The 12,351-nt window shown below is 71.4% G+C and carries 10 protein-coding genes; 3 read left to right on the top strand and 7 right to left on the bottom strand.

What is annotated here, in order from left to right:
• Positions 1 to 980 (top strand): alkaline phosphatase D family protein (locus tag ACYF6T_RS43505; RefSeq protein WP_461703519.1); only part of this gene is annotated, 980 nt, incomplete at its 5' end.
• Between the two features lie 52 nt (positions 981 to 1,032).
• Here ACYF6T_RS43505 and ACYF6T_RS43500 read toward each other — a convergent pair.
• Complete coding sequence (locus ACYF6T_RS43500; protein ID WP_461703518.1) at positions 1,033 to 1,602, bottom strand: dienelactone hydrolase family protein; 570 nt, start codon at positions 1,600 to 1,602, stop codon at positions 1,033 to 1,035.
• Positions 1,603 to 1,709: 107 nt separating this feature from the next.
• Here ACYF6T_RS43500 and ACYF6T_RS43495 point away from each other — a divergent pair, with 107 nt between their 5' ends.
• Positions 1,710 to 2,861 carry a mechanosensitive ion channel family protein gene (locus tag ACYF6T_RS43495; RefSeq protein ID WP_461703517.1) on the top strand — a complete coding sequence of 384 codons (1,152 nt, stop codon included), beginning with the start codon at positions 1,710 to 1,712 and terminating at the stop codon, positions 2,859 to 2,861.
• 7 nt (positions 2,862 to 2,868) lie between these two features.
• Here ACYF6T_RS43495 and ACYF6T_RS43490 read toward each other — a convergent pair whose 3' ends face one another.
• From ACYF6T_RS43490 to ACYF6T_RS43465, 6 genes are all read right to left on the bottom strand, one after another.
• Positions 2,869 to 3,609 (bottom strand): SDR family NAD(P)-dependent oxidoreductase, encoded by a 741-nt coding sequence (locus ACYF6T_RS43490; RefSeq protein ID WP_461703516.1) that lies wholly within the window; start codon positions 3,607 to 3,609, stop codon positions 2,869 to 2,871.
• A 74-nt stretch (positions 3,610 to 3,683) separates the two neighbouring features.
• Positions 3,684 to 5,270, bottom strand: coding sequence for a Na+/H+ antiporter (locus ACYF6T_RS43485; protein WP_461703515.1), 1,587 nt, complete (start codon positions 5,268 to 5,270; stop codon positions 3,684 to 3,686).
• 86 nt (positions 5,271 to 5,356) lie between these two features.
• The gene (locus ACYF6T_RS43480; protein WP_461703514.1) at positions 5,357 to 5,824 is read right to left on the bottom strand and encodes a GNAT family N-acetyltransferase; all 468 of its coding nucleotides are present in this window, start codon (positions 5,822 to 5,824) and stop codon (positions 5,357 to 5,359) included.
• Positions 5,821 to 6,765 carry an RluA family pseudouridine synthase gene (locus ACYF6T_RS43475; RefSeq protein WP_461703513.1) on the bottom strand — a complete coding sequence of 315 codons (945 nt, stop codon included), beginning with the start codon at positions 6,763 to 6,765 and terminating at the stop codon, positions 5,821 to 5,823. Before ACYF6T_RS43475 ends, ACYF6T_RS43480 begins: the two co-directional genes overlap by 4 nt.
• A gap of 70 nt (positions 6,766 to 6,835) precedes the next feature.
• Positions 6,836 to 7,411: a signal peptidase II gene (gene lspA / locus ACYF6T_RS43470; protein ID WP_461703512.1), complete on the bottom strand. Its 576-nt coding sequence runs from the start codon at positions 7,409 to 7,411 to the stop codon at positions 6,836 to 6,838.
• A gap of 60 nt (positions 7,412 to 7,471) precedes the next feature.
• Positions 7,472 to 8,488 (bottom strand): TraR/DksA family transcriptional regulator, encoded by a 1,017-nt coding sequence (locus ACYF6T_RS43465; RefSeq protein ID WP_461703511.1) that lies wholly within the window; start codon positions 8,486 to 8,488, stop codon positions 7,472 to 7,474.
• A gap of 601 nt (positions 8,489 to 9,089) precedes the next feature.
• On the opposite strand from ACYF6T_RS43465, the gene ileS reads away from it, so the two are divergent.
• Positions 9,090 to 12,221: an isoleucine--tRNA ligase gene (ileS, locus tag ACYF6T_RS43460; protein ID WP_461703510.1), complete on the top strand. Its 3,132-nt coding sequence runs from the start codon at positions 9,090 to 9,092 to the stop codon at positions 12,219 to 12,221.
• Positions 12,222 to 12,351: the final 130 nt, after the last annotated feature.

Here is a 12,351-nt window from a genome sequence, read left to right as displayed (position 1 = left end):
CCCGGCACGGCAAGTACAAGACCGACCCGGATCTGCAGGCCCTGCACGCCAAGGCGCCGGTCATCGCCATCTGGGACGACCACGAGTTCGCCGACAACGCCTGGTCCGGCGGCGCGGTCAACCACACCGAGGGCGCCGAGGGCACCTGGACCGACCGCAAGGCGGCCGCCAAGCGGGCCTACTTCGAGTGGATGCCGGTGCGCCCGGCGGTCGAGGGCACCACCTACCGGCGGCTGCGCTTCGGCAAGCTGGCCGACCTGTCGCTGCTGGACCTGCGCTCCTTCCGCTCCCAGCAGGCGTCCACGGGTTCCGGCTCGGTGGACGACCCGGACCGCACGATCACCGGCCGGGCGCAACTGGACTGGCTGAAGTCCGGGTTGACGGCCTCCGACACCACCTGGCGGCTGGTCGGCAACTCCGTGATGATCGCGCCGTTCGCCGTCGGCTCGCTCTCCGCGGACCTGCTCAAGCCGCTGGCCAAGCTGCTCGGGCTGCCCCAGGAGGGCCTCGCGCTCAACACCGACCAGTGGGACGGCTACACCGACGACCGGCGCGAACTGCTCGCCCACCTGACGTCGAACGCGATCCGCAACACCGTCTTCCTCACCGGCGACATCCACATGGCGTGGGCCAACGACGTGCCGGTGGACGCCGGGACCTACCCGCTGTCGGCGTCGGCGGCCACGGAGTTCGTGGTCACCTCCGTGACCTCCGACAACCTCGACGACATCGTGAAGGTCCCCGAGGGCACGGTCTCCGCGATCGCCGCGCCAGTCATCAGGGCCGCCAACCGGCACGTCCACTGGGTGGACACCGACCGCCACGGCTTCGGCGTGCTGGACATCACCGCCGAGCGCGCGCAGATGGACTACTACGTCCTGTCCGACCGCACCGACGCCGCCGCGACGGCCTCCTGGGCGCGGTCGTACCGCACGCGCAGCGGCACGCAGAGGGTCGAGCGGACGTACGACCCCGTCTGATCATCTGACCGTCCGGCCGGAGGGTCTGTCAGAAAGCCTCCCGGGCGGTCCCTCAGAGGGTTTCGAGGAAGCCGAGCGCCACCCGCCAGGTGGCCTCGGCGGCCTCGGCGTCGTAGTCCGGCAGTCCGGGGTCGGTGTAGAGGTGGCCGGCGCCCGCGTACCGGTACACCTCCACGTCCGCGCCCGCTCTGCGCATCTGCAGGTACCAGGCGCTCAGCCAGTCGTCGGGCTCGAAGGGGTCGGGTTCGGCCACGTGCAGCTGGACCGGCAGGCCGTCCACCGAGGCGTTCGGCGCGAGGTCCGAGGTGCCGTGCAGCAGGAGCAGGCCGCGGGCCTTCTCGTCGCCGAGGGCGAGGGTCTGGGCGACGGAGGCGCCGAGCGAGAACCCGGCGTACACCAGCCCCCGCTCCGAGTACGGCGCGGCGGCCAGCACCGCGCGCTTGAGCAGCTCGTCCTTGCCCAGCTCGGCGTTGAAGACCATGCCCTCCTCGACCGTCTCGAACGTACGCCCGTCGAAGAGGTCCGGAGTCCACACCTCGTGCCCCGCGCCGCGCAGCCGGTCGGCGGCCTCGCGCACCGCGGGACGCAGCCCGTAGGTCGAATGGAAGAGCATGATGTTCATGAGGCCATGGTGCCAGCCGGGTCCGACACCGCGGGCGCGCGCCCGTACCCAGGACGGCGCAGAACTCACATGTTCATGACCGCCCGGTGCCGGTTAGGTTCGCAGGCATGGAGAACGTACTCCGTCCGCTGATCGTGGTCGGCGGCGCCGTCGTGCTCACCATGGCCATCGGCTGGGCCACCGACCGCCTCCTCCGCAAAGCCGACGAAAGGGAACACGACACGCCGCTGTGGGGACTGCTGCGCCGCGGCAGGATCCCCTACCAACTGGTGATCTGCGCCGCACTGCTCAGAGGGTCCTACGACGAGGCGAGGCTGCTGGAGGAGCACCGCGTCGGAGTGGGCCGGACGCTGACCCTGGTGCTGATCGGGTCGGCCGCCTGGCTGGTGATCCGGATCGCGGCGGCGATCGTCGAGACGTCGTACACCCGGTACGCCCGCGCCCATCACGACGCGGCCCGGGTGCGGCGGGTGCGCACCCAGGTGTCGCTGATCATGCGCGTGGTGTCCGCGATCGTCGGCGTGATGGCCGTGGCCGCGATGCTGCTGACGTTCCCCGCGATGCGGGCGGCCGGCGCCTCGCTGCTGGCCTCGGCCGGCATCCTCGGCATCGTCGCCGGTGTCGCCGCCCAGTCCACGCTGAGCAACATGTTCGCGGGGCTGCAGATCGCCTTCGGCGACATGGTGCGGCTCGGCGACACGGTCGTGGTGGACGGCGAGTGGGGCACGGTCGAGGAGATCACGCTGACGTTCCTGACGGTACGGACCTGGGACGAGCGCCGGATCACCATGCCGGTGTCGTACTTCACCTCCAAGCCCTTCGAGAACTGGTCGCGCGGCGGCACGCAGATGACCGGCATCGTCTACTGGCATCTCGACCACTCGGCGCCCGTCGAGGCGATGCGCCGGCGACTGCGCGACATCCTGCGCGCGTGCCCCGCCTGGGACGGCCGCGACTACAGCCTGGTCGTCACGGACTCCACGCCCAACACCATCCAGGTGCGGGCCCTGGTGACGGCCAAGGACGCGGACGACATCTGGACGGTACGGGTGACCGTGCGCGAGCAGATGATCGACTGGCTGTGCAAGGAGCACCCGTACGCGCTGCCCCGCGTCAACACCGCGGACGCGGCGCCGCTGCCGAGCCGGCCCGCCCTCGACGGGCACCGCGACGGACACCACGACGGGCGGTTCGACGTCCACCGCGACGGTGCCGCCGCCCGTCACACCCAGGACGTGCCGCGGCCCGGCCGGGGCTGACCGGGCCTCAGTGGCCGCGCTCCGCGCCCCCGTTGACCTGGACGATCTGCGAGGTGACGTGCCCGGCGCCCGGTGAGGCGAGCCAGTGCAGGGTCGCGGCGACGTCTCCCGGGGTGCCGGGGCGCTTGTCCAGGGTGTCCGCAACGAGCCGTTCGCGCCGGGCGGGGTCGATGGCCGGCCCGAAGAACTCGGTGTCCTCGATGTAGCCGGGCGCGACCACGTTCGCGGTGATCCCGCGCGGCCCGAGCTCCCGGGCCAGGTCGTGGGCGTACGGGTGCAGCGCCGCCTTGGCGCCGCCGTACGCCCCGCTCCCGGAGCCCCGGTAGGCGGCGATGGAGCTGATGAACAGCACGCGGCCGCCGGGTGAGGCGAGCCGGTCCTTCAGGGCCTCGGTGAGCAGGGCCGCGGTGAGGGTGTTGAGCCGGAAGTTGACGGTCCAGTTGTGGGCGACGCGGTCGAGGGGGTCGTCGCTGTCCGCCGGGGGTTCGAGCTGCCCGGTGCCTCCCGCGCCGTGGACCAGGACGTCCACGGTCCCCCACTCCCGCGCCACGAAGTCGGCGACCCCGCGCACGGCGGCCGGGTCGCCGAGATCGGCGGCATACGTCAGGGCGCCCGGCACGTCGGCCTTCGCCAGCACGTCGGCCCGGCGCCCCAGCAGGAGCACCCGATCGCCGTCCGCCGCGAAGACCTGCGCCGTGGCAAGCCCGATTCCCGTTCCACCACCACTGATCACGACATTGCGAGCCATGATCCGACCCTAGGCACGGCACGCCCCCCGACCGCAAGCGTTTTGGGGTCGGCGCAGACTCCCAGCGCAGACTCTCAGCGCAGACTCCGCACGTCGAGATGGCGCAGCACCCGGTCCACCACCTCCGGGTCGGCTCCCGGCTCGCTCCGCGCCGCCAGCACCTCGTGCCGCGCGGCGCTCAGCAACTCGCCCTGGATGCGCCGCATCCGCTTCAGCCGCCGCACCCGCATCTCGTGCGCCTCCCGCCGCTCCTCCTCCCCCATCTCCGGACTGATCCGCACCCCGATCTCGTAGGCCCGCCGCAGCATCTGCTCGGACAGCTCCTCCGGCAGCTCCTCGACCTCCTCGATCTCCCGGAGCCTGCGCTTGGCCGCCTTGGCGGCCCGTACGGCGAGTTCCCGCTCGAACTCCTTCTCCCGCTCCGTGTCGGCCTGCACCCCCAGCCGCCGGACCAGCCACGGCAGGGTCAGCCCCTGCAGCACCAGCGTGCCCATGATCACGCCGAAGGCGATGAACACGATCTCGTCCCGGTCCGGGAACGCCGAACCGTCGTCCGTCTTCAGCGGGATCGCGAGGGCCAGCGCGACGGAGGCCACACCCCGCATTCCCGACCACCACATGACGACGGTCTCCCGCCAGCTCGTCGGGATGTCCTCGTCGTGGTCCCGCCTGGCGTGCAGCCGTTTGGTCAGCCAGGTCGCCGGCAGCAGCCACACCAGGCGCACGAGGACGACCACGCCGACGATCGCCGCCGCCCAGCCGAGCATCTCCCCCCACCGCCCGGCCGCCGTGCGGAGGGCGTTGTGCAGTTCCAGGCCGATCAGCCCGAAGGCGACGCCCGTGACGAGCGTGTCGACGATGTCCCAGAAGGTGTGCCCGGCCAGCCGGGTCATCACGTCGTCGGGGTCGGTGGCGTACTCGGCGAGGAACAGCGCGGTGGTGAGCACGGCGAGCACACCGGAGCCGTGCAGTTCCTCGGCCAGGACGTAGGAGGCGTACGGCACGAGCAGCGTCAGGCCGACCTGGAGGGTGGGGTCCCCGAGCAGGTCCAGCAGCCTGTTGGCGCCCCAGCCCAGGGCGACGCCGATGGCGACGGCGACGACCGCCGAGAGCACCAGCTCGAACGCGGCCTCGCCGAGATGGAACGATCCGCTGACGGCGGCGGCGATGGCCACGTGGTACAGCACGATCGCCGTGACGTCGTTGAACAGCCCCTCGCCCTCCAGGATGGAGACGAGCCGGCGCGGCAGGCCGAGCTGTCCGGCGACGGCGGTGGCGGCGACCGGGTCGGGCGGTGCGACCAGCGCGCCCAGCGCCACGGCGGCGGCGACCGGCAGCCCGGGCACGATCGCGTGGGCGACGACGGCCACGCACACGGTGGTCACGAACACCAGCGCCACGGCCAGCAGGAAGATCGGCCGCCGGTTCGCCGCGAACTGCCGCCAGGAGGTGCGCCGTACGGCGGCGTACAGCAACGGCGGCAGCAGCAGGGGCAGGATCAGGTCCGGGGGGACGTTGACGTTGGGCACGAAGTCGGCCACCGCGAGAACGACCCCGAGCAGGGTCATCAGCACCGGCGCCGGCAGCCCGAACCGGTCCCCCACCGGGACACTCAGCACGGCCCCGACCAACAGGACGAACAACAGGGCCAACTGATCCACGGTCAGCGCTCCGGGAGGATCGACGTACAGGCGGCAGACCTCAAGCCTGCCACGCCGACGATCTCACCAGCGCTTTCGGCCTCCGGTCACAGCGCGCGCCGCATCGCCCGGTGCGGGATGCCCGCCTCCGGGTACTCCGGCCCGTACGCCTCGTACCCGAGCCGCTCGTAGAAGCCGAGCGCGTGCGTCTGGGCGTGCAGGTCCACCGCCGTCAGGCCACGCGCGCGTGCCGCCTCCTCGATGGCCCGGACGAGCGCGACGCCGACGCCGAGCCCGCGCGCCTCCCGGGCCACGGCGAGCCGCCCCAGCGACCCCACAGCCGGGTCGCCGCCGGCCTTGGCCGCGGCCGCCTCCCCGTACAGCAGGCGCCCGGTGCCGAGCGGCACCCCGTCCTCCCTTACCGCCAGCACGTGCACGGCGAGGGGGTCGTACGCGTCGTACTCCAGGTCCTCGGGCACCCCCTGCTCGCGGACGAAGACCTCCTTGCGCACGGCGAAGCACATCTCGCGGTCGGCGGGGTCCTCGGCGACCCGGACCACGTAGGGCAGGCTCACGCGTACGTCTCCTCGCGCACCTGGTCCAGCGCCTGCTGGAGGTCGGCCGGGTAGTCGCTGGCGAACTCCACCCACTGGCCGTCCCCGGGGTGCTCGAAGCCCAGCCGGACGGCGTGCAGCCACTGCCGGGTCAGCCGCAGCCGCTTGGCGAGGGTCGGGTCGGCGCCGTAGGTGAGGTCGCCGACGCAGGGGTGGCGGTGGGCGGCCATGTGGACGCGGATCTGGTGGGTGCGGCCCGTCTCCAGCTTCACGTCGAGCAGGGAGGCCGCGCGGAACGCCTCGATGAGGTCGTAGTGCGTCACGGAGGGCTTGCCGTCGGCCGTGACCGCCCACTTGTAGTCGTGGTTGGGATGGCGGCCGATGGGCGCGTCGATGGTGCCGCTGGTGGGGTCCGGGTGGCCCTGTACGAGCGTGTGGTACCGCTTGTCGACCGTGCGCTCCTTGAACTGGCGCTTGAGCGACGTGTACGCGTACTCCGACTTGGCCACCACCATCAGCCCCGAGGTGCCCACGTCCAGCCGGTGCACGATGCCCTGGCGCTCGGCGGCGCCGGAGGTGGAGATGCGGTAGCCGGCGGCGGCCAGGCCGCCGATGACGGTCGGTCCGGTCCAGCCCGGCGAGGGGTGCGCGGCCACGCCCACCGGCTTGACGATCACGACCACGTCGTCGTCGTCGTGCACGATCTCCATGCCCTCGACCGGCTCCGCGACGACCTGCACGGGGGCGGGCGCCTGCGGCATCTCGACCTCCAGCCAGGCGCCGCCGTGCACCCGCTCGGACTTGCCGACGACCGCGCCGTCGACCTGCACCTTGCCCGCCGCGGCGAGTTCGGCCGCCTTGGTCCGGGAGAAGCCGAACATGCGGGAGATGGCGGCGTCGACGCGCTCGCCCTCCAGGCCGTCGGGCACGGGCAGGGTACGGATCTCGGGAATCGTGCTCACCCGTCGAGTATGCCGGACCGCGCCGACAGCCCCGACCGGAGCCTGTGGACAACCGCCGGACTCGCTCCGGTCAGTCCTTGTGGACGGTGCCGTCCGGGTCCAGGCCCTTGAAGGACAGCAGCACGATCAGGACGCCGCCGCAGACGATCGCCGAGTCGGCCAGGTTGAACACGGCGAAGCCCTTGGGGGCGATGAAGTCGACCACCGCGCCCTCGAAGACGCCCGGCGAGCGGAAGATCCGGTCGGTGAGGTTGCCGAGCGCGCCGCCCAGCAGCAGGCCCAGCGCGATCGCCCAGGGCAGGCTGTAGAGCTTGCGGGCGAGGCGGGCGATCACCACGATCACCGCCGCCGCGATCATCGTGAAGATCACCGTGAAGGCCTCGCCGAAGCCGAAGGCCGCGCCCGCGTTGCGGATCGCCTCGAACTTCAGCCAGTCGCCGATGATCTCGATCGGCGCGTGGTGCTCCAGCTTGGCGACCACCAGCAGCTTGCTGCCCAGGTCGAGGAGGTACGCGAAGGCGGCGACCGCGAACAGCACCGCGACACGGCGCTTGCCCCTGGGCCGCGCGGCCACGTCCTGCTCCGGCTCGGCCCCCGCAGCCTCTGGGGTGTCCGGCGTACCGATGATGCGCTCCGCCTCTGCCACGTGAGTCCCTCAACCTAGATACCGACTGAGGACGAGGGTACGGCACGTCCTGCGGGACCCTCAGTACCGGCGTTCCTGCTTCTGCTTGCACTCCACGCACAGGGTGGCCCGCGGGAACGCCTGCATCCTGGCCTTGCCGATCGGGTTGCCGCAGTTCTCGCACAGACCGTACGTGCCCGCGTCCAGCCGCTGCAGGGCGCGCTCGGTCTGGTCGAGCATCTCGCGCGCGTTGGCCGCGAGGGCCATCTCGTGCTCGCGCGTGATGTTCTTGGTGCCGGTGTCCGCCTGGTCGTCGCCGGCGCCGTCCCCGGAGTCCCGCATCAGACCCGCGAGGGACTCCTCGGAGGAGGCGATCTCGGCACGCAGCCGCGCGTCCTCGGACAGCAGCTCGGCGCGCGCCTCCTCGACCTCCTCCGGGGTCCAGGGGTCCTCGCCGGGGCGCACCGCCAGCTCGCCGGGCTCCGCCGCGGCGACCCGTGCCTGGGGAACGGCGGTCCGTGCCGCCGTGGCTGTGCCAGGAGTCTTCTTCGCAACCACTGTCGTGGCTCCCGTCTGCTCCGCGGCCTGCGCCGCGCCCGCCTTCTTGGCCGTGCTCTTGCTGGTGCTCTTGCTGCTCGTGCTCTTACCGCTCGCGCCTCTGGCGCTCGCGTCCTTGGAAGCGGCCGCCTTCTCACCGACGGCCTTCTTCGAGACCGCCTTCTTGGATGCCGCTTTCTTGGCAACCGCCTTCTTCCCGTCCGCTGCCTTCGTAGACGCCGATTTCGCAACCGTCGCCTCCGCCTTCCCCCCGGCTTCCTTCCTGGCCGTCCTCTTGGCGGCCGCCTTCTTGGCGACCGTCTTCTTGGCGACCGTCTTCTTCGCGGTCGTCTTCTTGGCGACCGTCTTCTTCGTCTCCGTGGCCTTCCCGGCGGTCTTCTTGCCCACCGCCCTCTGGCCGGCGGCAGCCCCCGCGTCCGCGGTGCCCGGAGTCCCCGACCGCACCGTCTTCTTCCCGCTCACTTCCTTGGCCGCACCGCCGGAGGTGCTCGTGGACCTGCCGGACGCCGACTGCTTTACGGCGGTCTTCTTCGCCACCATGGCCGCGGCCCCTTCACATATTGTGATCTTGCACGCGAATCGTGCTGGGACGATAAATCGACTTGAGTCCCGCGGCAACGGGGCACACCGCCCGATTCGCCCGGCTCGCACCAGCCGCGCGGCGAGCCTGCATCCGTTGTGCCCAGCTCCCAGCGGGGTAATCCGCCGGGCCGGGCGTCCCAGAATCCGAACATGAGTACCGCTCCATTCGGGTCACCCCCGCCCACACGCCCGCCGTGCGCGCGGAGGCCGGAAAACCGGTCGGCCGCTGTCGTCGGCGGGCCGTACACTGGGCGGAGCGAGAAGCGTGGATGGGGACGAGTAGCGGCGTACGCAGCCCAGAGCGACCCGGGGACGGTGTGAGCCCGGGGGCGAGCGCGACGTGAAGATCACCCCGGAGCCGCCGGAAGAAAGCCGCAGCCGACAGGGAGCGGCGAGTAGAACCGGCATCGCGACCCCAATGAGGGGGCTCACCGGAGCGCACGAGGCACCGGGGGGCCAAGGAGGGTGGTACCGCGGGAGCGCGCCGACACCGGCGTACGGAACGACTCGGCTCTCGTCCCTCCGGACGGAAGGCAGCAAGTCCGCCGGAGGAAGATCGATGACGCAGTACCGCCAGGTGCCCGCCCAGGTCGACCTGCCCGCGCTTGAGCACGCGGTGCTCGATTTCTGGCGCGAGCAGAAGATCTTTGCCAAGACCCTGGAGCAGTCCGAGGGCCGCCCCGAGTGGGTGTTCTACGAGGGCCCGCCCACCGCCAACGGCATGCCGGGCGCCCACCACATCGAGGCGCGCGTCTTCAAGGACGTCTTTCCCCGCTTCCGCACCATGCGCGGCTACCACGTGGCCCGCAAGGCCGGCTGGGACTGCCACGGCCTGCCGGTGGAGCTGGCGGTGGAGAAGGAGCTCGGCTTCAGCGGCAAGCCGGACATCGAGAAGTACGGCATCGCCGAGTTCAACGCCAAGTGCCGCGAGTCGGTGACCCGGCACACCGACGCGTTCACCGAGCTGACGACCCGCATGGGCTACTGGGTCGACCTCGACGACGCCTACCGCACCATGGACCCCGAGTACATCGAGTCGGTCTGGTGGTCGCTGAAGGAGATCTTCAACAAGGGCCTGCTGGTCCAGGACCACCGCGTCGCCCCCTGGTGCCCGCGCTGCGGCACGGGCCTGTCGGACCACGAGCTGGCGCAGGGCTACGAGACGGTCGTCGACCCTTCCGTGTACGTCCGTTTCCCGCTCACCTCCGGTCCGCTGGCCGGCGAGGCCGCACTCCTGGTCTGGACGACGACCCCCTGGACGCTGGTGTCCAACACGGCCGTCGCCGCCCACCCCGACGTCACCTACGTCGTCGCGACGAACGGCGAGGAGAAGCTCGTCGTCGCCGAGCCGCTTCTCGCCAGGGCGCTCGGCGAGGGCTGGGAGACCACCGGCCAGACCTTCACCGGCACCGAGATGGAGCGCTGGACGTATCAACGTCCGTTCGAGCTCGTGGAGTTCCCCGAGCCGGCGCACTACGTGGTCAACGCCGAGTACGTGACGACCGAGGACGGCACGGGTCTGGTCCACCAGTCCCCCGCCTTCGGTGAGGACGACCTCCGGGTCTGCCGCGCGTACGGCCTGCCCGTGGTCAACCCGGTCCGCCCGGACGGCACGTTCGAGGAGGACGTCCCCCTGGTCGGCGGCGTCTTCTTCAAGAAGGCGGACGAACAGCTCACCGAGGACCTCCAGCAGCGCGGCCTCCTCTTCAAGCACATCCCGTACGAGCACAGCTACCCGCACTGCTGGCGCTGCCACACCGCGCTCCTCTACTACGCGCAGCCGTCCTGGTACATCCGCACCACCGCCATCAAGGACCGCCTCCTCCAGGAGAACGAGAACACCAACTGGTTCCCGGACACGGTCAAGCACGGCCGGTACGGCGACTGGCTGAACAACAACATCGACTGGGCGCTGTCCCGCAACCGCTACTGGGGCACCCCGCTGCCGATCTGGCGCTGCGCGGACGACCACCTCACGGTCGTCGGCTCGCGCGCCGAGCTCACCGAGCTGACCGGCACCGACCAGTCCGAACTGGACCCGCACCGCCCGTACATCGACGACGTCACCTTCCCCTGCCCCCGTTGCGCCCAGACGGCCACGCGCGTGCCGGAGGTCATCGACGCCTGGTACGACTCGGGTTCGATGCCGTTCGCGCAGTGGGGCTACCCGTACAAGCACAAGGAGCTGTTCGAGAGCCGCTACCCGGCGCAGTTCATCTCCGAGGCGATCGACCAGACGCGCGGGTGGTTCTACACGCTGATGGCGGTCGGCACGCTGGTCTTCGACAAGTCGTCGTACGAGAACGTCGTGTGCCTGGGCCACATCCTCGCCGAGGACGGCCGCAAGATGTCCAAGCACCTGGGCAACATCCTCCAGCCGATCCCGCTGATGGACCAGCACGGCGCGGACGCGGTGCGGTGGTTCATGGCGGCGGGCGGCTCACCGTGGGCGGCGCGGCGCGTGGGCCACGGCACCATCCAGGAGGTCGTCCGCAAGACGCTCCTCACGTACTGGAACACGGTCGCCTTCCAGGCCCTGTACGCCCGTACGTCGAACTGGGCGCCCAGCGAGGCGGACCCGGCCCCGGCCGACCGCCCGGTGCTGGACCGCTGGCTGCTGTCCGAACTGCACGCCCTCACCGACCAGGTGACGCAGGCGCTGGAGTCGTACGACACCCAGCGCGCCGGCAAGCTCCTGTCGGCGTTCGTCGACGACCTGTCCAACTGGTACGTGCGCCGCTCCCGCCGCCGCTTCTGGCAGGGCGACAAGGCGGCGCTGCGCACCCTGCACGAGGTCGTCGAGACGGTCACGAAGCTGATGGCCCCGCTGACCCCGTTCATCACCGAGCGGGTCTGGCAGGACCTGGTCGTGCCGGTGACGCCGGGCGCCCCGGAGTCGGTGCACCTGGCCTCCTGGCCGGAGGCGGACCTCTCCGCGATCGACCCGGAGCTGTCGAGGCAGATGGTCCTGGTACGGCGGCTGGTGGAGCTGGGGCGGGCCACGCGCGCGGAGTCGGGCGTGAAGACCCGGCAGCCGCTGTCGCGGGCGCTGGTGGCGGCGGCCGGGTTCGAGTCCCTCGACCCCGAGCTGCACGCCCAGATCACCGAGGAGCTGAACGTGAGCGCGCTCGCGTCGCTGTCCGAGGTCGGCGGTTCCCTGGTGGACACCACCGCCAAGGCGAACTTCCGCGCGCTGGGCAAGCGGTTCGGCAAGCGCGTCCAGGACGTCGCCAAGGCGATCGCGAACGCGGACGCGGCGGCGCTGTCGCTGGCCCTGCGCGAGGGCACGGCGTCGGTCGAGGTCGACGGCGAGACGGTCGCGCTGGCACCGGACGAGGTGATCATCACGGAGACGCCGCGTGAGGGCTGGTCGGTGGCCTCCGACTCCGGTGCGACGGTGGCGCTGGACCTGGAGATCACGGAGGAGCTGCGGCAGGCGGGGCTGGCCCGTGACGCGATCCGCCTGATCCAGGAGGCCCGCAAGAACAGCGGGCTGGACGTGGCCGACCGGATCGCGCTGCGATGGGTGTCGACCGACCCCGCGGTGATCGCCGCGCTGGGCGAGCACGCGGGTCTGATCGCCGACGAGGTCCTGGCGACGGACTTCGGGCAGGGCGAGGCGGACGACTCCTACGGTGAGCCGTTCACCGACGAGGGGCTGTCGCTGACGTTCCGGCTGCGCAAGGCGTAGGCGTAGGGCCGACGCACGCGGGAAGGCCCGGTCCCCACGGGGGCCGGGCCTTCGACGTCCGCCTTCGAGCAGTACGCATGAGCCGTCCGCCATCGTCAACACGCATAAACAGGGCGGGGCCCCGGATCGA

It is taken from the genome of Streptomyces sp. 7R007 (genome assembly GCF_054850255.1).
The sequence above is the reverse complement of the archived record's forward strand: the minus strand, read 5'-3'. Positions and strand labels throughout refer to the sequence as shown.

Excerpts from the sequence above, each read along its gene's own strand:
- ileS (WP_461703510.1), top strand. The coding sequence starts at position 9,090 with ATGACGCAGTACCGCCAGGTGCCCGCCCAGGTCGACCTGCCCGCGCTT.
- ACYF6T_RS43465 (WP_461703511.1), bottom strand. The coding sequence starts at position 8,488 with ATGGTGGCGAAGAAGACCGCCGTAAAGCAGTCGGCGTCCGGCAGGTCC.
- ACYF6T_RS43495 (WP_461703517.1), top strand. The coding sequence starts at position 1,710 with ATGGAGAACGTACTCCGTCCGCTGATCGTGGTCGGCGGCGCCGTCGTG.
- ACYF6T_RS43500 (WP_461703518.1), bottom strand. The coding sequence starts at position 1,602 with ATGAACATCATGCTCTTCCATTCGACCTACGGGCTGCGTCCCGCGGTG.
- ACYF6T_RS43490 (WP_461703516.1), bottom strand. The coding sequence starts at position 3,609 with ATGGCTCGCAATGTCGTGATCAGTGGTGGTGGAACGGGAATCGGGCTT.